The sequence below is a fragment of the Tolumonas lignilytica genome (genome assembly GCF_000527035.1).
Classification (GTDB): domain Bacteria; phylum Pseudomonadota; class Gammaproteobacteria; order Enterobacterales; family Aeromonadaceae; genus Tolumonas; species Tolumonas lignilytica.
On sequence record NZ_AZUK01000001.1, the window covers coordinates 861,317 to 882,424 of the forward strand.

The following is a 21,108-nucleotide window of genomic DNA, read 5'->3' on the forward strand; positions in this document are numbered from 1 at the left end:
TTTATCATAGCCCGCTACCATAAAAGAATGACCGTGAAAGCACAACTGCAGAAAGGTTATGTGCTTCAGTTGCCAGGGGATCTAATAACCAATGGTGTTTCGTATCAACGCTATCACAGCAGCGCTTTTTTCTGTTTCTGCCGGGCTGGCTATTATACCGCATCCTGTTCAGGCTGCAGATAACAGTGCCAAAGTTCCCCCAGCGTTACGGGCGGGTGCTTTTGATGAACGCTGCTACAGTGATGTTCCTCCCGCAACCCCCACTGAATACAGCCGGACGACTCCCGTTGAGGTCTCTGCAGATAAACTAAATGCAACCCGAAATGGTAAAGCTGTCTATCAAGGCGGTGTAGAAGTCAGTCAGGGTAACAAATATTTCAGCTCCGATTATACAGAACTGGATCAGGTCAGCCGGGATGTCTTGGCCCATGGCAACATCTTTTACCGTGATGGTCAGGTGACATTAAAAAGTAATGATCAGTTAACGACCAATCTGGATACCAAAGAATCGCGACTGGATAATGCTAAATATCAGTTACATGGTTCCCCTGCACGCGGTGAAGCCAAGAAAATTGTTTTAGACAACCAGAAAAAAGAGTTAACTCTCAGTAAAGCCCGTTTCACGACCTGCCCTGTCGGTCAGGAAAGCTGGTGGTTGAGCGCCAGTGAAGTGAATGTGAATCAGAAAGAGGTTTTTGGTGAAGCGTGGAATGCAACACTGTGGCTGAAAGACATTCCCATCTTTTACACACCCTATATCACCTTTCCGATCAAAGACGAACGGAAATCCGGGCTTCTGTATCCCACCTTTACAAATAGCTCAAGTAACGGGTTTGATATCAGCACCCCTTATTATTGGAACATAGCCCCCAACTACGATCTGACATTTACACCACGCGTCATGTCAGCACGTGGCACGATGGAACAAGTTGAATATCGTTACATGCCGGAACTCGGACACAGCGGTACGATCTATACCGAATACATGTCCAATGACCGAAAAACGGGAGATAGCGAACTCAATCCACGCTGGTTAATGAATGTTCGTCATAACTCTAAATTTGAACAGGGTGATTTACGCTGGACACTCGATTACACGCGCGTCGATGCCAATGACTACAACTATTTTAATGAGCTGCATCCGCCAGTCGGACAGATCGTAGACAACCAACTGCTGCAGTCGACCACAGCCGGGTATTACCAGAAAGACTGGAATTTCACGACAGAAGTTCGTGATTATCAGATCCTGCTGCCTAACACTCCGGCACCGCATCAACTGTTGCCACAGCTCACATTTAATCAGTATCACACGGCGGACCAATACAGTTTTAGCTTTAATTCCGAAGCGTCTAATTTCGGTAACCGTTCTGAGCAATATAAAGCCTATACCGGACAACGTTTGCACGCAGAACCGGCCATTTCGGTCCCGATTCTGCAAGCACCAGGTTACTCCCTCGACGCTGAAAGCAAACTGATGGCCACCTATTATCAGCAGAATATTCCTGATGATATGTCGTCGTATTACAGCTCCACATTAGGTTTAAACCATCTGGCCTCCAGTGTGAACCGCACCTTACCGGAAGCCCGGGTGCACGGCACAATGAGTTTTGAACGACAAACCGCCTTTAACGACCAATCGTTTACCCAGACATTGGAACCTGAGGTTCAGTACCTTTATATTCCTTATAAAAATCAAGATAATATTGGTTTATATGACACAACCAATATGCAATCTGATTATTACAACTTATTCAGTGATCGTCGTTTTGCCGGATTAGACCGCATCAGCGATGCGAACCGAATCAGTTATGGTGCCACAACGCGTCTGTTCGATTACGACAATACGGAACGTGTGCGTTTTACCATCGGGCAGGCATATGATTTGGTGGCCCCCAAAGTCACCTTATTACCGAATGATCAAAAACAGACCAATTCGCGTTCACTTTTATCGGTACGTGCTGATACTCATCCGACCGATGATTGGTACACGCATGCTGGTACGGAATACAACACCCAGACCAGAAAAGTTTCATCAGGAAACGGGGCTGTAGAATATCAGCAGCAGAAATATACAACACAAGTGAATTATCGCTTTGTCAGTAAAGAAAACTTCGTCGTAGATACAGCCGATGACCGTCGTGATGTCAGTCAATTCGGTACCGTATTAAAAGTACCGCTTAACCGCGACTGGCAGCTGATTGGTGCTCACTATCGGGATACGCAAACAGGCAAAAGTGTGGATAATTTGCTAGGAGCCCGTTATGACTCTTGCTGTTGGGCCGTGAACTTTACTTTTGAACGCAATAATACGCCAGATAACACCACCTTAACTGCGAAACCGGAAACATCCTATGGTTTGCAGTTTGAATTTAAAGGCTTGGGTAGTGTAGGTAATGGACCGAAATACAATCTGAACACTCGGTTGTTACCTTATTCCCGACCATTTAACCTTAATGACTAAATAAGGTATTTTCATGCAGTTAAAACACTTTTCACTAAAATGGTTACTGACCGGCGTGTTATTTGCGCTTCCTTTTTGCAGCCAGGCCGCACCCCAATCTCTGGATAACGTTATTGCTATCGTCAATAAAAATGTGGTGTTGCAAAGTGAATTAGACAGTCTGATGCATAAAGTACAAGCGGATGCCGCAGATCAGCACCAAAGCTTGCCACCTTATCATCAGTTATATAAACAAATTCTGGATCGTCTGATTGACGACAGCCTGATTTTGCAACTCGCAGAGCGACAAGGTTTGCGCATTGGTGAAACCGAGGTTGATCAGGCGCTGGCCTCTGTGGCAGCAGAAAAAGGGTTAACCGTTGCACAGATGCAAGCCAAAGCGGAACATGAAGGTTTATCACCTGCCGAATTCCGGGAAACCGTCCGCAAAGAACTGTTGATCTCCGAAGTACGTCGCAACCAATTGCGCCAGCGGATCAATATTACGGAACAAGAAGTCAAACAGTTGGCTAAACTGATCAGTGAACAAGGCAACAAAGGGCAACGCTTCCACATTGAACATATTTTGCTGAGTCTGCCATCTGATGCTAATCGTGCAGACCAACAACGTGTGACAGAAAAAGCCAAACAGTTATTACAACAACTAAAAAATGGTGCTGATTTCCATCAATTAGCCGTTGCAGAAAGTGCGGACAATAAAGCACTGGAAGGCGGAGACTGGGGATGGATGACCCTTGAAGAAATGCCGTCGCTGATGGCAGATGCAGTCCATAATGCCCATAAAGACCAATTTATCGGCCCATTACGGTCCGGTGCAGGTTTGCATATTATCCATGTAAAAGATATTCAAGGGCAGCAAGCCATTGAATTACAGGAAGTCAATGCGCGCCATATTTTGTTGAAAACATCGGTGATCCTCAGCGATCAGAAAGCAGAACAGATGCTGAAAGGCTTCCTGCATGATATCCAAACGGGTAAATCCTCTTTTGCAAAACTGGCAGAAAAATACTCTGATGATACCGGTTCAGCGACGAAAGGCGGCGAGCTGGGTTGGGCAAATCCAGATATGTACGTTCCAGAATTCCGAGATATGGTGAAAAAACTGCCTATCGGACAGATCAGCCAACCTTTCAAAACCATGCATGGCTGGCACATTGTTCAGGTCGAAGATCGTAGAAATCAGGCCAATACCCCTGAAGCACTGGAAAATCGAGCGTATCAGTTGATTTATAACCGTCGCTTTGCCGAGGAAGCACAGACCTGGATTGACGAACTGCGGGATGAGGCTTTTATCCAGATTATGGATGGGAGTGCTAAATAATTATGTCAGTCCCCCGCATAGTTGTTACACCGGGCGAACCGGCAGGAATTGGTCCGGATTTAATTCTGACCCTCGCCGAGCAAGCATGGCCTGTGGAACTGGTGATCATGGCCGATCCAGCTCTGTTGCAACAACGAGCCGACCTGCTGGGTAAAAACATTACCATCCGTTTCTACGATCCCGGTCAGCCCGCTAAGCCTCAGGCCGCCGGTGAGTTGACTGTTTGCTCAGTGCCGTTGCTTGTTCCTGCGACAGCCGGGGTACTGGATAAGCGAAATGGCAAATACGTTCTGGCCACTTTGCAGCGTGCCGCAGAAGGTTGCCTGAGTGGTGAATTTGCCGCTTTAGTGACAGGACCCGTGCATAAAGGCGTCATTAATGATGCCGGAGTCCCGTTCAGTGGACATACCGAATTCTTTGCCGAACAAGCCCGTGTAGCACAAGTCGTCATGATGCTGGCTACCAATGGCTTGCGGGTTGCCTTGGCCACCACGCATCAGCCGTTACGTGATGTGGCCGATGCGATTACACCTGACAGTTTGCAGCGAACCATAGAGATCCTGCAACACGACCTGCAAACCCAATTCGGTATCACAACGCCGCATATCTTGGTGTGCGGCCTGAACCCGCATGCCGGTGAAAGTGGCCATATGGGACGCGAAGAAATAGACGTGATCGAACCCGTGTTGGAAAAATTAAGAGCACAAGGTTACTCACTGGAAGGCCCTCTGCCGGCAGATACGCTTTTTCAGGAAAAATATCTCCAGCGTGCTGATGCCGTATTGGCCATGTATCACGATCAGGGTTTACCCGTACTCAAATACAAAGGTTTCGGCCAGGCTGTCAATATTACGCTGGGATTACCGTTTATTCGGACATCCGTCGACCATGGTACAGCCCTCGAACTAGCTGGCAGCGGGAAAAGCAATAACGGCAGTCTGCTGACTGCCTTACAACAAGCGATTTTAATGGTATCTCATAAGCAATGATTAACGACAAAGTTCATCTCGGTCACCATGCCCGTAAACGGTTTGGGCAAAATTTCCTGCACGATCAGTATACGATCGATTCCATCGTTTCTGCTATCGCGCCCCGTCAGAATGATGTCATGGTTGAAATCGGCCCCGGGCTCGGAGCCTTAACAGAACCTGTCTGCGATCAAATTGATAAATTGCATGTTGTTGAACTCGACCGTGATCTGGCCGCCCGCTTGCGGGAACATCCAAAACTAAAAGAAAAATTGATCGTCCATGAAGCCGACGCCATGAAGTTTAACTTCGATGAACTGGCACAACCCGGTCGTCCTTTGCGTATCTTCGGTAATTTGCCATATAACATTTCGACGCCACTGATTTTTCATCTGCTGGAAAAATCACAACATATCACTGATATGTATTTCATGTTGCAAAAGGAAGTCGTTGAACGGTTAGCTGCCGGTCCAAACAGCAAGGATTATGGCCGACTGACGGTGATGACACAGTATTATTGCCAGGTTGTCCCCGTGCTGGAAGTCGGGCCACATGCCTTTAAACCTGCGCCGAAAGTAGATTCTGCGGTCGTGCGTTTGGTGCCTTACCAACAGCGTCCTTACGAAGCATTGAATGTCGCCGATTTACATCGTGTCTGCCAGGAAGGATTCGGACAGCGCCGAAAAACCATTCGCAACAGCTTCCGCAATTTTATCACGGCCGAGCAGTTAGAAGAGTTGAAAATTGATCCAAACCTGCGTCCGGAAAACTTGACGTTGGCTCAATTTGTCAGTATTGCTAACTGGCTGACAACTCACCGTTGAGGATGCATCATGCCAAGCATACAGATCATGACACGGCCATTTTATATTGCTGAACAATCTGCACCTGAAGATGCTCAGTATGCTTTCGGTTATGAAATCACCATCACCAATCAAACCAATGAAGATGTACAACTCATGGATCGTCATTGGTTGATTAGTGATGCCAATGGTCAGCATACCGAAGTGCAAGGACAAGGCGTGATAGGCCAACAACCCGTCATTGCTGCAGGCCAGTCATATACATACCAGAGTGGTGTTTTATTGAAGACACCGTTTGGCTGTATGCATGGTAGTTATACATTCCACAATAAGCATAGTGAGCAATTGTTTGAGGTAACAATTGCCCCCTTCGCATTGGCAATTCCCAACTTGATTAACTAAATCAGATTTGGACATTCATGAACCCAAAGCAGAATAACTGCCTGACCTACCAAGTAGAGCGTTGATGTATGGCAACCTATTTTGTTGGCGACGTCCAGGGTTGTAATGATGAATTACAACAGTTACTGGCTTTAGCACAATTCAACCCCCGACAGGATGAACTCTGGTTAACAGGGGATTTGGTAGCACGTGGGCCAAAATCGCTGGAAGTATTACGATTCGTCTATGGATTGGGTGAGCGTGCGACGACAGTGCTGGGTAATCATGATCTCAACCTGTTGGCTGTTGCGGCTGGTCATGCCCAGCCCAAGAAAAAAGACAAAACTGAAAATATTCTGACTGCGCCAGATCGACAGGAGCTCATGGATTGGCTGCGCACACGACCAATGATGGTGGAACATCCGACCCTTCCAGTCATGATGACGCACGCCGGTCTTTCTCCACAATGGGATCTCGTAACAGCCCGTCATTGCGCTCGGGAAATTGAGATGCTACTGAGTAGTGATCAGGGAAACTGGCTGTTAGGACATATGTACGGTGAAGAACCATCCCATTGGGATCCCCGCCTGACCGGTCTACCTCGCTGGCGCTATATCATCAATAGCTTTACCCGTATGCGCTTCTGTCGTGCCGATGGCAGTCTTGAATTCAAATGCAAGGAATCGCCCGCTGACAAACCCGCTCAGCTAGCACCTTGGTTTGAGGTGAGAAAAGCAATGGAAGATGAACCGCATCTGGTATTTGGTCATTGGGCCGCCCTCATGGGGAAATGTCCATTGCCAACGATTAAAGCACTGGATACTGGCTGTGTTTGGGGAAATCAACTGACATTGTGGCGATGGGATGATAATGCCATGTTTAGTCTGAACTGCCCCGCCTATGCCAGCGGTGCTGAGTAAATAACAAAATGACCCGAACATGTCGGGTCATTGTCAATTAGCCTCGACGACGCTCCAGAGTTGCAAAACAATACGCATAAGGATTTTTTTCATCCGCCTGGTGTTTGTCTTCAGCAACCTGTTCCCAGTGGAATACCAAATAATCGGGAAACCAAGTATCTGCATCATCAACGGTTAACTCAATCTGCGTCAGATAAAGTCGATCCGCGAGCGGTAACGCCTCTTGATACAACTGTCCACCGCCAATGATCATAACCTCGGCTTCCTTATTCACCCGTTCTAAGGCGGCCTGCAGACTTTCAACACGTTCAACGCCGTCTGCTTGCCAGTCACTATTACGGGAGATCACAATATTCCGACGTCCCGGCAACGGGCGACCGATAGACTCAAAGGTTTTACGCCCCATGATTACGGGTTTGCCGAAAGTGACATTTTTAAAATGACGTAAATCAGCAGGCAAATGCCACGGCATCTGGTTACCCCGGCCGATGACGCGATTTTTTGCCATCGCCACAATTAAAGAGATCAACATAACGTTATACAATCGGCCTGTTTCGATAAATAAATAAAGAGGGTACTGCCAGCCCAAAACAAAGAGCAAACAAGATAAACAACGTTTTCAAACCATTCTCGATGCTGGCTTGCAATAACTTATCAGTCACGCCACCACTGTTCATGCTTAACACCGCAATAATGGTGTTAAATGCAAATTTACCGGGGATCATCGGAATAATGCTCGCAACAGTAAAAACAGGGCGTGGTGCTAACAAGCGACGAGAAACATAAACAAAAATTAAGCCAATCAGTGTAGTGGTAATAAAGGTCGCCCACTCAATCGGTATGCCAAAATGGATTTGCAACATCCGCAAGCTATGAGCAAAAGCCCCGCCAGCAGCGCAATATTTTAGCATGCGGGGCGGAACTGCAAAAATCATCGCAAAACCAACAGCCGGAATCGCGGACCAAAACGCATCAAATATGATTGCCCGTAACAATTCCATTATGGATTCCATCCCCATACGCCAGTTAATTTCATTGCCAGAACGATCCCGGCAGTAGCGCTTAATGTCAGTAATGTAGCCGTGCCCCAACGAGCCAGCCCCATATTAAAATAGCCCTTAACCATATCGAATAAAGCATTCACCAACGGAAACCCCGGAACCAGCAGCAAGACACAGGCCGCCATCGCCAGATACGGTTGTTCGCTCCAGTGATAGACAGTTGCCATACTGGCAATTGAGGTCGCAATAAATGCTGTTGTAGCAAAATTGATCAACGGGCTAAAATGACGATGCGCAATTTCCTGACGAACAAACATACCCACAGCAGATGCTGTGCAGGTAGTAAAAAATACTGGCCAATCGCCGCCAAATAACAAACTGAATGCACCACATGATAAACCAATCATAAACACTACTAACCAGCGGTTATATCGAAATGGTTTAATCTCGCTTAAGTGTTTATTGACATCGTCTGCTGTCGTCAGCAGCCGTTTTTCACACAGAATGCAGATCCGTTGGATAGCACACAGAACATGCATGTTAATACCCAACTCATGTATACGCCGTGTCGTAGTAATACAAGAACCATGATTTAGTGTTGTTAAAACAACAGCACTAGGGGAAATCGCCATTTCCACACTTTCAACACCCAATGCAGCGCCAACACGACATGTCGTTTGTTCTATCAAACGACTTTCAGCACCACACTGAGCCAGCATTTGTGCAGTTCTCACTAACACCCGGGTGATTTTGGTTTGTTCCTCCCGGGACAACAGCGCTCCTTGCTCCTGCATACCCTGATTCCTGCCTTCTATATTACTAAGTTAAATAACGCAGGCTCAGTTTATACCATTTTCGTATATCACCATGAACTAGATTTTGTCTCATTCGTTAGATCAGTTGCCAGAGTAATGCGCCTGATCAAACTATTGATATGCTCCATCTGTAATCCAGCCTGATAAACGAGCCACGCGTAACCATTTGCATTTAGATAAAAACTACTTTGCTCAGATAGTTTGAGCTGAATTTCCTTTTTATAATTAACAAGTAATTCTTGCCGTGATGGAGGTAATAAATCGCTAAAACCAGCACAAAATCGCGACAACTCATACATGTCCTGGCCTAATTCTCTGCCAGCAAATCCCAACGAAAATAGCTCGTGGATCACCAAGGCACTGCGGCTATTCTCCCAGCGCGTCTGAGCTAATAGTTCCAATAACAAGAGACAACGCGTTTGCGCAGCAACCAATTCCTCCAAAATATCACCATGATGACGCATCGATTTTGACTCGATCATGACGGATTTATGCAATGATCTTTGTCGCTGTATAGCACGCTCAACACCCTTCAACATATTGCGCGTCGCAAGTGGTTTAACCACATTAGGTGATAAATGGGCCTGCCAAATCTGTCCCATTCGTCTCAATGACTCAGCTAACTGCCAGCGCCATTCATTCCGAGCTCTCAGTGGCAACACAAAAAGTGAGACCAGTAATGCAATTATGCATCCCAGCAATATCGTTCCGGTTCGCCATAAGGCTTCATTGAATGATTGCCGGCCACCATCCAAAACCATGATCAGTGTAAAACCAGCAACCAGATAGGCATATCCCATTTTACTGGTTGCCCGATAGGCTGTTATTGCAATCCCCAGCATTGCCAGTAATGCAATCAATAGAGGGTTATGCGTCAGCAATAAGATAATAATGCCGTAACACGCCCCACTGATGGTTCCGATGATTCGCTCAATCGATTTTTCTAATGCACCACCGACCTGTGGCAATGTCAGCATGATGATGACAATAGTGACCGAGGTCCACGCAAAATAAGGAACAGGGAAAAAAGCATTAATAAGATGAGCAATCAACAATGCCAAACAAATTTTAATGACATGGATAATGCGGATATGGCGATATATAAACAGTGAAAATGGTGATGCGCTTGAGAATACGGACACTAATTACCTCAAAACAAAAATCCCTCACGATGTGAGGGATTATTATCATTCACGAGTATAGATTATTTCAACACCATCATCGTCGTCTTCGTCCCAATCATCATCGTCAAAATCATCTTCAACGATAGCCTGAGACAACTGTTTCTTATGGTAATCATCCCACATAAACTCAACAGCTTCGGGTGCTGCCGTAGGCTGCTCGATTTCTTTGGGCAATGATTCCAGAAATTCAGCCAGCTTATAACAAATAGGATCGGTACCATCTTTATTGAATGCTGAAATGCGGAACACTTCCCCACTCCAGTCCAATGCAGAGATCACGCGCTGGATCACCTCTTCAGCTTCATCTTCCAGCATCAGATCCATTTTGTTAAACACTAACCAACGCGGTTTCGCAGCCAGTTTCGGACTATATTTTTCCAACTCATGAATGATGACTTTGGCATTTTCCGCAGGATCAGATTCATCCATCGGGCAGATATCCACCAAATGAATTAATACACGACAACGTTCCAAGTGCTTCAGAAAGCGAATACCCAAACCAGCGCCTTCTGCCGCACCTTCAATCAGACCCGGAATATCAGCTACAACAAAAGAACGTTGCGAACCAACACGAACAACACCGAGATTTGGCACTAAGGTGGTAAATGGATAATCAGCTACTTTAGGTTTCGCTGCGGAAACAGCACGAATAAAGGTCGATTTTCCTGCGTTAGGCAAACCCAACATGCCCACATCCGCCAGCAGCAGCAACTCCATTTTCAGGTTCCGCTGCTCACCTTTAGTCCCCATGGTTTTCTGACGCGGTGCCCGGTTCACAGAACTTTTGAAACGCGTGTTACCCAATCCGTGAAAACCGCCTTTGGCAATCAACAAGCGATCACCATGCTTAGTCAAATCACCTAATACTTCACCGGTATCTTCATCAGTTGCTCGGGTACCAACAGGCACAGTCAATACCAGATCTTTACCTCGAGCTCCGGTACAATTAGCACCACGACCATTTTCACCACGTTGTGCCATATGAAAACGCTCAAAGCGATAGTCGATCAGCGTATTCAGGTTTTCATCAGCCAGCAAATAAACATCACCGCCATCACCACCATCACCACCGTCCGGCCCACCATTCGGTATATATTTTTCACGACGGAAGCTAACGCAACCATTACCACCGTCACCGGCTTCTACCCGGACCAGGACTTCATCAACAAATTTCATGACGTCAGGCTCCCCTGTCTGCTTCCTGTTACATTATAGAGAATAACCAACCATTGTTGGTCGCATTACAGCCATTCTCTTGAGAACAAACCCTACTCATAATGATATTCACAGAGAACAGAAGAGATCAGGCTTGTCAGAAATTGATATAACGCTGTGTTTAAATGCCGAAAATAACAAAGCCCCGCCAAACGGCAGGGCTTTTATGTCTGACAACTTTAAAATTATTCAGCTACGATGCTGACATATTTACGGTTGTTAGGACCTTTAACTTCAAACTTTACAGTACCAGTTGCAGTAGCAAACAGAGTGTGGTCTTTACCACAACCTACATTCGCACCAGCATGGAACTTAGTGCCACGTTGACGGACGATGATGTTACCTGCCAGTACACTCTCACCACCGAAACGTTTAACACCCAGGCGTTTGCTTTCAGAGTCACGGCCGTTACGGGAGGAACCGCCAGCTTTCTTATGTGCCATTTAAAAACTCTCCTGAATTACGCGTTGATACCAGTGATTTTCACTTCAGTGAACCACTGACGATGGCCCGCTTGTTTGCGGTGATGTTTACGACGACGGAACTTAACGATATGAACTTTATCGCCACGACCGTGTGCAACAACTTCTGCAACCACTTTACCACCAGCCACATATGGCGCGCCGACTTTAACGTCTTCACCATTAGCAACCATCAAAACTTTATCAAATTCAACGGCCGCACCAGTAGCAACTTCCAGTTTTTCCAGGCGCAGAACCTGACCTTCAGCTACACGATGCTGTTTTCCACCACTTAGGATAACCGCGTACATGTTTAAAACTCCGAATTCGGCATACAGCGTCTTTTGTATTTCTATAAACGCTGATGCACTTAAACTTAATGACAATGGCCGCGGATTCTACGCAAGTTATAGCCAATACGCAATAAGCAAATTACTATCTTGTGTAATTTCGCGCCATAGTGATGATGAGTATAGGCCAAATGTTACACTTGAAATTTGTTTCATGTAGAATTGATAACAATCTTTAGCCCGTACGTTAGCCAGAGAGCATATTAGAACGCACATGGATCAACAAGTTATCCGCACCCTTGCCGATGACGATATGCAAGCAGTAAATCAATTGATTTATCAACGTTTGCAATCGGACGTCGCCCTGGTTAATCAGCTCGCCTATTACATTATTAGCGGTGGTGGTAAACGTATACGACCTTTACTGGCCGTACTCTCTGCGAGAGCGGTTGGCTATGAAGGTAAGGCCCACACTCATCTGGCAACCATCATTGAATTTATCCATACCGCCACCTTATTACATGATGATGTTGTCGATGAATCAGAAATGCGCCGGGGACGGGATACCGCCAATCAATTATTCGGTAATGCAGCAAGTGTTTTGGTGGGTGATTTTTTGCATACCCGTGCATTTCAAATGATGGTAGAACTTGGCAATATGCGGGTTATGCAATTATTGTCTGACGCTACCAATTTGATTGCTGAAGGCGAAGTCATGCAATTAATGAATTGCAATGACCCGACGACCACGGAAGATAACTATCTGCAGGTTATTTACTGTAAAACGGCAAAATTATTTGAAGCAGCAACGCATTGTGCAGCAGTATTGGCCGGACAACCTGTTCATGTAGAAGAAGCCTTGCGTGATTATGGTAAATATCTGGGCACGGCATTCCAATTGATTGATGATGTAATGGATTACTCATCCAATAGCGAAACCATGGGCAAAAATATTGGTGATGACTTGTCCGAAGGAAAACCGACATTACCACTGATACATGCTATTGCCAAAGGATCGGCTGAACAGAAAAAGCGGATCGAACAAGCGATTACAGAAAGAAATGGCATGGAATATCTTAATGAAATACTCGATATTCTGCAGCAAACGAATGCGCTCGGCTATACCGTAGCAAGAGCCGAACAAGAGGCACAAAAAGCGATTGATGCTTTAGCAGTGCTACCAGAATCGACTTATAAATCAGCATTAAAGGCATTAGCCTCTCTCGCTGTTCATCGTCAAGCCTGATATTGCGATTATAATTGCTGATTTCTGTTTGGATTAATATCTAAAAAAATGCCGGTCATCGACCGGCATTTTTATTCTGAGTGATTAATCAATTAATCAGCAAACGGATGACGTAAGATCATCGTTTCGTCACGATCTGGTCCAGTTGAAATGATATCAATTGGTGTACCTGTGATGGCTTCGATACGATGAATATAGTTGATAGCAGCCTGAGGCAACTCCGCCATACTCTTCACACCAAACGTGTTTTCTTGCCAACCAGGCATTGATTCATAAACAGGAGTAACCAGTTCATAACCATCAGCGGCCATTGGCGGAATATCACGAATAATGCCATCTGCACCTTTATAGCCGACACAGATTTTTACTTCATCTAATCCATCCAGCACATCCAACTTAGTCAGACAGAAACCAGAAATGGAGTTGATCTGAATCGCACGCTTCATGGCAACCGCATCAAACCAGCCGCAACGACGTTTACGACCGGTAGTGGCACCGTATTCATGGCCTTTTGCACACAAACGTTCACCGATTTCATCAAACAATTCTGTCGGGAATGGACCGGCACCAACACGAGTGGTATAGGCTTTTGCAATACCCAGCACATATTCAACAAAACGGGGGCCGTAGCCCGAACCAGTAGCAACACCACCAGCCGTTGTGTTTGAGGAAGTTACATAAGGATAGGTACCATGATCAATATCCAGCAACGTCCCTTGTGCACCTTCAAACATGATTTTATCGCCACGTTTACGTGCCTGATCCAGCATTTCGGTAACGTCAACGACCATGGATGTCAGCAACGAAGCGTAGCCTTTCACTGCTTCTAACACTTCATCATAAGATACCGCTTCGGTACCGTAGAATTGTGTCAGTTGGAAGTTGTGATAGGTCATCACCTCTTTCAATTTCTCAGCGAAAGTATCCATGTTAAACAAATCGCCAACACGCAGACTGCGGCGAGCAACTTTGTCTTCATAAGCAGGACCGATACCACGACCAGTTGTACCAATTGCTTTATTTCCGCGAGCTAATTCACGCGCTTTATCTAAAGCAACATGATAAGGCAGGATCAGCGGACAAGCTTCACTTAAGTACAGGCGTTCACGGACAGGATAACCATTGCTTTCCAACTCATTCATCTCTTTTAACAGAGCATCAGGAGCAAGAACCACACCATTACCAATGATGCATTTGCAGTTATCGCGCAAAATGCCTGACGGAATAAGATGCAGAACGGTTTTTTTACCATTGATAACCAGGGTATGACCGGCGTTGTGTCCTCCCTGATAACGTACTACGAATTGGGCTTTGTCAGTCAGCAGATCGACAATTTTACCCTTCCCTTCGTCACCCCATTGGGTGCCCAAGATAACAACGCTTTGACCCATTTTTTTCTGTCTGAAGTGTGGTTAAAAAAGGATTCTAACAAAATTTGAGCAGAGCAGAAATGCTATATGTGAAGTTTATCCAAGAAATTTGCCATAGAAAAAGAGGGCCTTTGGCCCTCTTCAACTTGAAACATTATTTTGTAGTCACGGGTTGTGAATTTTTGAGGTATTTAAAGAAATCATTCTCGGTACTCAGCACCATGAAATCCCGGCCACTTTTAAAGCTGTTTTTATATGCATCCAAACTGCGTAAAAATGAAAATAATTCCGGATTTTTACGGTACGTGTCGGCATAAATTTTAGCAGCTTCAGCATCACCTTCACCGCGCGTTTCACGTGATTTCCGTTCGGCATCTGCAAGCATGACCGTGACTTTTCGATCCACATTGGCACGCAGTACTTCTGCTTTCTCTCTACCTTGCGAGCGATGCTCACGAGCCACAGCATTACGCTCAGCTCTCATCCGCTGATAGATAGAATTAGAGACTTCCAACGGTAAATTGATCTGTTTAATGCGGACATCCACCACTTTAATACCCAGTTCTGATGAACGGGCCATTTGCCGTAACGCATCTTCCATGACTTCCGTCCGTTGACCAGACACAATATCCGTTATGGTACGAGCACCGATCTCTGAACGTAATCCGTTATTGATCTTCCGTTTGAGCAGTGATTCAGCCTGAATACGGCTGCCGCCTCCGGTTGCCAAATAGTATTTTGAAAAATCTTCAATTCGCCACTTCACATAGGAGTCAATAATGAGATCTTTCTTCTCTGAGGTCACAAACCGGTCAGCCTGACCATCTAACGTCTGAATCCGAGCATCCAGTTTGCGCACATCATCAATGAAAGGCCATTTCCAATGTAAACCTGGTTCATAAACCTTAGGAATATCGCTATCCCCTTCGCGCATCACTTTACCAAATTGCACAACGATACCACGCTGGCTTTCATCGATAACAAATAAGGAAGATGAACTCAGCATGCCTGCAGCGACTAATCCAATAATTATATAATTTCTCATTAGTATCTCCCGCTCATACGGCTACTATCTCGTAAAGGCTGGCTATCCGTTACGTTATCTGTACCGCTATCACTCTCGGCTGGCGAATTAGCAGACTGATTACTGTTGGTGGTAGTGTCAGTTTGCGAAGCGATTGCAGGAGTAATGTTATCTTTTTTGGTATTTGTATTTGTCTGTGCCGCATTTATTTTATCGAGAGGCAGATAAATGACGTTGTTGTTGCCTTTAGGTACATCAATCAGGATCTTGTTGGTTTTTTGATATAACTCTTCCATGGTGTCCAGATACAAACGTTCACGAGTCAATTGTGGTGCGGCAATATACTCAGGCAACAGCTGGTTGAAACGAGCGACTTCCCCTTCAGCTTTTAATACCACCTGTTCTTTATAGCCTAAAGCCTCTTCCTCCAGTCGTTTAACCTGACCACGGGCTTTAGGTTCTGTTTCACGCGCATACGCTTCAGCTTCGCGGATAAAACGTTGTTCATCTTCCTGTGCAGAAATGGCATCGTCAAATGCATCCTTAACTTCTTCAGGAGGACGGGCAGGCAGGAAGTTGACGTCAACAATCGTAAGCCCCATATGGTATTGATTAATAATATCTTCCAATACCTGCCAGGTACTCTGGCGAACTTTTTCTCGTCCTTTCGTTAACAGATCATCCATCGTGGTATGGCCAACCACATAGCGCAATGCACTATCCGTGGCTTCACGTAAACTATTATCCGCATCTGTCACACTGAAGAGATATTCACGTGGATTCTCAATACGATACTGAACATCCATTTCGACGCGAACAACGTTCTCATCTTCTGTCAGCATGAATCCCGAGGATGGCATTGATTTTACCGATTCAACATCAACAGGAATGACTTTATCAATAAATGTCCATTTCCAACGAAGGCCAGGTGCTACAGTTTCATGATATTTACCAAAACGTAATACAACACCACGCTCTGCTTCTTCAATGGTATAGAAACCACTACCAATCCAGATGATGACCGCTAACAAAGCAAAAATGGCAAGACCTGTGCTAGTACCGCCTGAACCTTGGACGCCAAAAGTTCCAGTCAGACGCCTCCAAATACTTTTCAGTAACTTATCTAAATCAGGTGGGATCTGACTCTTTCCTGTGTTTTTCCAGGGGTCTCGATCTTTGTCATTATTGTTTCCAGGCTCATTCCAGGCCATTCGAGTCTCCGTTGATTCTCATTGAGTGTTTAATGCCAACAATTAACACATTATTGATTGATGATGAAATTAAGAACTCTGGGCCCTTCCTGTTTCACAAGACGCAGCCATTCCACCTCAGGAAGACGGATTTGTACGATACAATCACCGTCTTCAGCATAATTTTCTCGTTGTATTGCCTTGAGTTCATAGAGACGACTCCGCAGCCGGGATTCGGTCGCCGGCAACTTCAGCAGATGCTCAACAATTTGAACGCTGAGCAATTCATCCAATACATTGAGTAGTAGATCGGTTCCTTCACCCGTAAGCGCCGATAACCATACCGCAATAGGCTTGCCGGTGTCATCTCGCTCAATTCGTGGCATCCCTTCGGAAAGACGATCAACTTTGTTGTATATCAGTAATTGCGGCACTTCGTCTGCTTCAATTTCATGCAGTACTTCGTTTACCTGCGCCATATTATCTTGTACCCGTTCGTCCGCACAATCGATCACATGCAATTGCAAATCGGCTTCGCGAGTTTCTTGCAGGGTAGCCTTAAACGCAGCCACCAGATCATGAGGCAGATGTCGGATAAATCCAACCGTATCAGCCAATACGACAGGCCCCAGCTTTGACAGTTCGATTCGACGCAAAGTGGGATCGAGCGTAGCAAATAGCTGGTCTGCCGCATAAACTTTAGATTGCGTCATGCGGTTAAAGAGTGTCGATTTACCCGCATTGGTATATCCAACCAGTGACACCACAGGGATCGCATTGCGGACACGAGCCCGGCGTCCTTGTTCACGCTGTTTTTCAACCTTCTCTAATCGCCCCAATATATTGGCGATTTTTTCTCTGATAAGACGACGGTCTGTTTCTAACTGTGTTTCGCCCGGGCCACGCAGACCAATCCCGCCTTTCTGACGTTCGAGATGGGTCCAACCACGAACCAGTCGACTTGATATATGACGCAATTGAGCCAACTCAACCTGAAGTTTCCCTTCATGAGTACGTGCTCGTTGGGCGAAGATATCAAGGATAAGCGTGGTTCGATCCAATACGCGACATTCAAAGATGCGCTCGAGATTTCGCTCTTGTGCCGGTGTTAATGCATGATTGAATATCACCAAATCGGCTTGTAGACGATGTACTTCCTGGGCGATTTCATCGGCTTTGCCTGTACCAATAAAAAACTTAGCTTGCGGGGAATCTCGGCGGGTAGTAATCGTGCCCAAAATCGTAGCACCGGCGGACGTGGCTAACATTTCCAGCTCACGCAAATCTTCTCTGGCTGTTTCGTCCCTGAAATCGACATGCACAAGAAGAGCCTGTTCTCCGCCTTGATAGCGTTCAAACAAGAGATAACTCCTCAGTAACAGACAACAAAATCCCTGCTGTAACAGCAGGGAAAAGCAGGTTACTCTTCAGACTGTGACTCACTTTCACCTGTGGCGGGTGCGGTATGATGCGCTACCGGACGAGCAGGAACCACGGTAGAGATTGCATGTTTGTAAACCATCTGGCTGACCGTGTTTTTCAGCAGAATAACAAACTGGTCGAAAGACTCGACCTGTCCCTGCAATTTAATGCCGTTAACCAGATAGATAGACACTGGAATACGTTCACGACGTAACGCATTCAAAAATGGATCTTGTAAGGATTGCCCCTTAGCCATGTTATTGTCCTTATACTTTTGTTTTAATTGAGCAAGGCGTTAAGTCTAAAGTAGCAGATATTATTGAGAACGTCATGTGCTTGTCATGCTCTGAATGAGAATATCTGCATTCTCAATGGCGCCTGTTTCAAGCCATGTCACGTTTTGCCAGCCCCGCAACCAAGTCATTTGACGCTTGGCTAACTGGCAGGTTGCTACAATGCCACGATAAACCATTTCATCATAGCTGATTTGCCCGTCAATATACTCCCACATTTGCCGGTAACCGACACAGCGAATGGAAGGCAGATCAGGATTTAAATCACCGCGTTGATACAGAGCTCTGACTTCTTGCTCAAACCCCTGCTGCAACATTAAATGAAACCGTTCACTAATACGTTGCCGTAATACGTTTCGATCAGAAGGTGCTATTGCAAATTGTAAGGTGCGATAAGGCAACCCCTCACCTTTGGTTTGTGTCAGTTCGGTCAACGTCTTACCACTGACACGATAGACCTCCAGTGCACGCGATAATCGCTGAGGATCGTTCGGATGAATGCGAGCTGCAGCAGTGGGGTCTATCGCTTGTAATTGCGCATGCAACTGCTGCCAGCCAAATTGTACCGCTTCCTCTTCGATTGCCTGCCGGATCAGTGGATCGGCCGGTGGCAATGGTGACAAGCCTTCCAGCAAGGCTTTGTAATACAGCATCGTTCCACCAACCAGCAAAGGTATGCGCCCCTGTGCGACAATGGATTCGATCTCTTGTAACGCGTCATGCCGAAAGTCTGCGGCAGAATAAGCCTCAGCCGGATCACGAATATCCAGCAAACGATGGGGAGCCTGCGTTAATTCATCTAGCGTCGGTTTTGCTGTACCGATGTCCATTCCCTTATAAATCAATGCGGAATCAACACTGATGATGTCGCATGGCAGACGTTTAACCAGTTCAATCGCAAGGGCAGTCTTGCCAGAGGCTGTGGGCCCCATTAAAAAAATAACAGGAGGATGACGCTGTTCAGGCACGAGAAAAAGCCTCAATAATCTGGGTCACATCGACAGCACGGGTAAAGTGCGCGTTTGTTTGCCAATCGGTGATATTTTGTTGCAGCCAGGACCATAATAAGCGGGCTGACTCCATAGAATAGACAGACGGGAGTATGCCGGGCATCTGCAGCCATTCACTAATAAAACGCTGCCAATCTGACTCTGTACAATGAGCCGGATAAGTTTCGAGCTGTTTCAGCAGCGCCGGAACAGCTACCGCCAGATCGGTCTGTCTTAAATAGGCAGGAACACCTTGAACAATCAGCTGGTGATGATTATTCCGTTTATAGCTGAGGCCCAGTTTTTGTAACCATGTCTGATATTCCATTAACCATTCGTCAGACTGAGTTATTTCCAGTCGCAGCGGAATAAGTAACGGTAGCGATATTAAGCCCTCCGTAAACGCGGAGTGACACTGTTCCTGCCATTGTTGCGCTTGAATAGCCGCAAGATCCGAGAGTAACAGCAGATCCTCTTGTACAGATAACAGATATCGCTGCTGAACTATCTGTAATAGGGTGCCATCCGGATTTTCAGGCGTAAACACCCGATCCGTTTTCAATGCTGCACCTGACGACCATGGCGAATTGAGTAATTCGTTATAACGATTTAATTGCTCGGAAGACGGTGGTATATAACGATTTGTCGGTGCACTGTACTGATGTTGCCCTGTGCCCCGACTCTTTAAGGGGGTAACCGGATAATCAGGCGCGGTTTCCTCTATTCTGGAAAATCCGGAAGGCGCCGTGTCTGTGCTGCTAACTGCCTGGAATGCCTGACCGATGACCTGAACGATAAAATCATGCACTTGTCGGGATTCATGAAAACGCACTTCATGTTTGGACGGATGAACATTGACATCCACTTGATGTGGGTCCAGCTCCAGATACAGAATATATGCAGGCTGAAAGGTCATGCCGGTATATTCTGTGTAAGCCTGTCTGATTGCGTGATTCAATAATTTGTCGCGCATCATCCGACCATTCACATAGCAATATTGCACTTCACTGATGTTCGTCAGCGGATGCGGCGATAACCAGCCATACAGATGCAAACCCAGGTGTTCACTGTCGATGCGAAGTGCTGCCTGCATGAATTCAGTGCCACATGCTTGAATAACACGCTGTTCTTGTTGTTGAGGTGTTTCTGCCGCCCGATATTGTCGCAGTAATTTACCGTTATGTTTCAGACTCAATGCGACATCAAAACGACTGAGTGCCAAGCGACGCAACAATTCATCGATATGAGAGAATTCGGTCTTTTCACTGCGCAAAAAACGACGACGGGCCGGAGTGTTAAAGAAAAGATCCAACACTTCGACAGTAGTACCCACAGGATGTGCGGCCGGTTTGACTGTCACCGCCATCTCCCGTCCTTCTGCATAAGCTTGCCAGGCTTCATGTTGAGAGGCGGTACGGGACGTTAATGTCAAACGCGAAACAGAGCTGATAGATGCCAGCGCTTCCCCACGAAAACCTAAGCTGGCGATATGTTCCAGATCATCTAAGGTGGCCACCTTAGAGGTAGCATGTCGTGCCAAAGCCAGCGACAGTTCGGAGCCACTGATACCACTACCGTTGTCTCTGACGCGGATCAGCTGACAACCGCCTTTTTCCAGCTCAACGTCTACGCGGGTTGCCCCCGCATCAAGACTGTTTTCAACCAACTCTTTAATGACTGATGAGGGGCGTTCAACGACTTCCCCCGCCGCTATCTGGTTAGCCAGCATCGGCGGCAAAATTTGAATAGGCATA

20 protein-coding genes and 1 pseudogene are annotated in these 21,108 nt (G+C 46.2%); 7 read left to right on the forward strand and 14 right to left on the reverse strand.

Annotation, left to right across the window (positions count from 1 at the left end; all coding sequences use genetic code 11):
- Nucleotides 1-91 precede the first annotated feature (91 nt).
- The 6 genes from lptD (at nucleotide 92) to H027_RS0104045 (ending at nucleotide 6,854) form a co-directional block, all read left to right on the forward strand.
- The gene (gene lptD / locus H027_RS0104020; RefSeq protein WP_024871243.1) at nucleotides 92-2,461 is read left to right on the forward strand and encodes an LPS assembly protein LptD; all 2,370 of its coding nucleotides are present in this window, start codon (nucleotides 92-94) and stop codon (nucleotides 2,459-2,461) included.
- Nucleotides 2,462-2,474: 13 nt separating this feature from the next.
- The gene (gene surA, locus H027_RS0104025; RefSeq protein WP_024871244.1) at nucleotides 2,475-3,782 is read left to right on the forward strand and encodes a peptidylprolyl isomerase SurA; all 1,308 of its coding nucleotides are present in this window, start codon (nucleotides 2,475-2,477) and stop codon (nucleotides 3,780-3,782) included.
- A 2-nt stretch (nucleotides 3,783-3,784) separates the two neighbouring features.
- Nucleotides 3,785-4,771, forward strand: coding sequence for a 4-hydroxythreonine-4-phosphate dehydrogenase PdxA (pdxA, locus tag H027_RS0104030; RefSeq protein ID WP_038149158.1), 987 nt, complete (start codon nucleotides 3,785-3,787; stop codon nucleotides 4,769-4,771).
- Nucleotides 4,768-5,574, forward strand: coding sequence for a 16S rRNA (adenine(1518)-N(6)/adenine(1519)-N(6))-dimethyltransferase RsmA (gene rsmA, locus H027_RS0104035; RefSeq protein WP_152536691.1), 807 nt, complete (start codon nucleotides 4,768-4,770; stop codon nucleotides 5,572-5,574). Before pdxA ends, rsmA begins: the two co-directional genes overlap by 4 nt.
- Before the next feature lie 9 nt (nucleotides 5,575-5,583).
- Complete coding sequence (gene apaG, locus H027_RS0104040; RefSeq protein ID WP_024871247.1) at nucleotides 5,584-5,955, forward strand: Co2+/Mg2+ efflux protein ApaG; 372 nt, start codon at nucleotides 5,584-5,586, stop codon at nucleotides 5,953-5,955.
- 68 nt (nucleotides 5,956-6,023) lie between these two features.
- Nucleotides 6,024-6,854 carry a symmetrical bis(5'-nucleosyl)-tetraphosphatase gene (locus H027_RS0104045; RefSeq protein ID WP_024871248.1) on the forward strand — a complete coding sequence of 277 codons (831 nt, stop codon included), beginning with the start codon at nucleotides 6,024-6,026 and terminating at the stop codon, nucleotides 6,852-6,854.
- 37 nt (nucleotides 6,855-6,891) lie between these two features.
- On the opposite strand, the pseudogene folA reads toward H027_RS0104045, so the two are convergent.
- From folA to rplU, 7 genes and pseudogenes are all read right to left on the reverse strand, one after another.
- Nucleotides 6,892-7,392 (reverse strand): annotated as a pseudogene (gene folA, locus H027_RS0104050) (type 3 dihydrofolate reductase); the annotation flags it as partial.
- Nucleotides 7,391-7,858 carry a threonine/serine exporter family protein gene (locus H027_RS0104055; RefSeq protein WP_024871250.1) on the reverse strand — a complete coding sequence of 156 codons (468 nt, stop codon included), beginning with the start codon at nucleotides 7,856-7,858 and terminating at the stop codon, nucleotides 7,391-7,393. The gene H027_RS0104055 and the pseudogene folA, both read right to left, overlap by 2 nt.
- Nucleotides 7,855-8,649 (reverse strand): threonine/serine exporter family protein, encoded by a 795-nt coding sequence (locus tag H027_RS0104060; RefSeq protein WP_038149159.1) that lies wholly within the window; start codon nucleotides 8,647-8,649, stop codon nucleotides 7,855-7,857. Before H027_RS0104060 ends, H027_RS0104055 begins: the two co-directional genes overlap by 4 nt.
- Before the next feature lie 68 nt (nucleotides 8,650-8,717).
- Nucleotides 8,718-9,812, reverse strand: coding sequence for an FUSC family protein (locus H027_RS0104065; RefSeq protein ID WP_024871252.1), 1,095 nt, complete (start codon nucleotides 9,810-9,812; stop codon nucleotides 8,718-8,720).
- A gap of 45 nt (nucleotides 9,813-9,857) precedes the next feature.
- Nucleotides 9,858-11,030, reverse strand: a complete 1,173-nt coding sequence (cgtA, locus tag H027_RS0104070; protein ID WP_024871253.1) for an Obg family GTPase CgtA — start codon at nucleotides 11,028-11,030, stop codon at nucleotides 9,858-9,860.
- Between the two features lie 224 nt (nucleotides 11,031-11,254).
- Nucleotides 11,255-11,512 carry a 50S ribosomal protein L27 gene (gene rpmA, locus H027_RS0104075; RefSeq protein WP_024871254.1) on the reverse strand — a complete coding sequence of 86 codons (258 nt, stop codon included), beginning with the start codon at nucleotides 11,510-11,512 and terminating at the stop codon, nucleotides 11,255-11,257.
- A 17-nt stretch (nucleotides 11,513-11,529) separates the two neighbouring features.
- Nucleotides 11,530-11,841, reverse strand: coding sequence for a 50S ribosomal protein L21 (rplU, locus tag H027_RS0104080; protein WP_024871255.1), 312 nt, complete (start codon nucleotides 11,839-11,841; stop codon nucleotides 11,530-11,532).
- Nucleotides 11,842-12,094: 253 nt separating this feature from the next.
- On the opposite strand from rplU, the gene ispB reads away from it, so the two are divergent.
- On the forward strand, nucleotides 12,095-13,066 hold the full coding sequence (gene ispB, locus H027_RS0104085) for an octaprenyl diphosphate synthase (RefSeq protein ID WP_024871256.1): 972 nt from the start codon (nucleotides 12,095-12,097) through the stop codon (nucleotides 13,064-13,066).
- Between the two features lie 92 nt (nucleotides 13,067-13,158).
- On the opposite strand, the gene H027_RS0104090 is transcribed toward ispB, so the two are convergent.
- From H027_RS0104090 to mutL, 7 genes are all read right to left on the reverse strand, one after another.
- Entirely contained in the window at nucleotides 13,159-14,457 is a 1,299-nt protein-coding gene (locus tag H027_RS0104090) for an adenylosuccinate synthase (protein ID WP_024871257.1), read from the reverse strand.
- A 133-nt stretch (nucleotides 14,458-14,590) separates the two neighbouring features.
- Nucleotides 14,591-15,481 carry a protease modulator HflC gene (gene hflC / locus H027_RS0104095; protein WP_024871258.1) on the reverse strand — a complete coding sequence of 297 codons (891 nt, stop codon included), beginning with the start codon at nucleotides 15,479-15,481 and terminating at the stop codon, nucleotides 14,591-14,593.
- On the reverse strand, nucleotides 15,481-16,671 hold the full coding sequence (gene hflK, locus H027_RS0104100) for an FtsH protease activity modulator HflK (RefSeq protein WP_024871259.1): 1,191 nt from the start codon (nucleotides 16,669-16,671) through the stop codon (nucleotides 15,481-15,483). The genes hflC and hflK overlap by 1 nt, the downstream gene beginning before the upstream one ends.
- A 50-nt stretch (nucleotides 16,672-16,721) precedes the next feature.
- Nucleotides 16,722-18,011, reverse strand: a complete 1,290-nt coding sequence (gene hflX, locus H027_RS0104105; RefSeq protein WP_024871260.1) for a ribosome rescue GTPase HflX — start codon at nucleotides 18,009-18,011, stop codon at nucleotides 16,722-16,724.
- A 59-nt stretch (nucleotides 18,012-18,070) separates the two neighbouring features.
- A complete protein-coding gene (gene hfq, locus H027_RS0104110; protein ID WP_024871261.1) occupies nucleotides 18,071-18,328 on the reverse strand; it encodes an RNA chaperone Hfq in 258 nt (85 codons plus the stop codon).
- A 72-nt stretch (nucleotides 18,329-18,400) separates the two neighbouring features.
- On the reverse strand, nucleotides 18,401-19,297 hold the full coding sequence (gene miaA / locus H027_RS0104115) for a tRNA (adenosine(37)-N6)-dimethylallyltransferase MiaA (RefSeq protein WP_038149447.1): 897 nt from the start codon (nucleotides 19,295-19,297) through the stop codon (nucleotides 18,401-18,403).
- Between the two features lie 28 nt (nucleotides 19,298-19,325).
- A complete protein-coding gene (mutL, locus tag H027_RS0104120) occupies nucleotides 19,326-21,107 on the reverse strand; it encodes a DNA mismatch repair endonuclease MutL (protein ID WP_024871263.1) in 1,782 nt (593 codons plus the stop codon).
- Nucleotide 21,108 lies beyond the last annotated feature (1 nt).

Bases quoted from the DNA above. Each gene is read 5' to 3' on its own strand.
- lptD (WP_024871243.1), top strand. From the start codon at position 92: ATGGTGTTTCGTATCAACGCTATCACAGCAGCGCTTTTTTCTGTTTCT.
- surA (WP_024871244.1), top strand. From the start codon at position 2,475: ATGCAGTTAAAACACTTTTCACTAAAATGGTTACTGACCGGCGTGTTA.
- pdxA (WP_038149158.1), top strand. From the start codon at position 3,785: ATGTCAGTCCCCCGCATAGTTGTTACACCGGGCGAACCGGCAGGAATT.
- rsmA (WP_152536691.1), top strand. From the start codon at position 4,768: ATGATTAACGACAAAGTTCATCTCGGTCACCATGCCCGTAAACGGTTT.
- apaG (WP_024871247.1), top strand. From the start codon at position 5,584: ATGCCAAGCATACAGATCATGACACGGCCATTTTATATTGCTGAACAA.
- H027_RS0104045 (WP_024871248.1), top strand. From the start codon at position 6,024: ATGGCAACCTATTTTGTTGGCGACGTCCAGGGTTGTAATGATGAATTA.
- H027_RS0104060 (WP_038149159.1), bottom strand. From the start codon at position 8,649: ATGCAGGAGCAAGGAGCGCTGTTGTCCCGGGAGGAACAAACCAAAATC.
- cgtA (WP_024871253.1), bottom strand. From the start codon at position 11,030: ATGAAATTTGTTGATGAAGTCCTGGTCCGGGTAGAAGCCGGTGACGGT.
- rpmA (WP_024871254.1), bottom strand. From the start codon at position 11,512: ATGGCACATAAGAAAGCTGGCGGTTCCTCCCGTAACGGCCGTGACTCT.
- rplU (WP_024871255.1), bottom strand. From the start codon at position 11,841: ATGTACGCGGTTATCCTAAGTGGTGGAAAACAGCATCGTGTAGCTGAA.
- ispB (WP_024871256.1), top strand. From the start codon at position 12,095: ATGGATCAACAAGTTATCCGCACCCTTGCCGATGACGATATGCAAGCA.
- H027_RS0104090 (WP_024871257.1), bottom strand. From the start codon at position 14,457: ATGGGTCAAAGCGTTGTTATCTTGGGCACCCAATGGGGTGACGAAGGG.
- hflC (WP_024871258.1), bottom strand. From the start codon at position 15,481: ATGAGAAATTATATAATTATTGGATTAGTCGCTGCAGGCATGCTGAGT.
- hflK (WP_024871259.1), bottom strand. From the start codon at position 16,671: ATGGCCTGGAATGAGCCTGGAAACAATAATGACAAAGATCGAGACCCC.
- hfq (WP_024871261.1), bottom strand. From the start codon at position 18,328: ATGGCTAAGGGGCAATCCTTACAAGATCCATTTTTGAATGCGTTACGT.
- miaA (WP_038149447.1), bottom strand. From the start codon at position 19,297: ATGGGGCCCACAGCCTCTGGCAAGACTGCCCTTGCGATTGAACTGGTT.
- mutL (WP_024871263.1), bottom strand. From the start codon at position 21,107: ATGCCTATTCAAATTTTGCCGCCGATGCTGGCTAACCAGATAGCGGCG.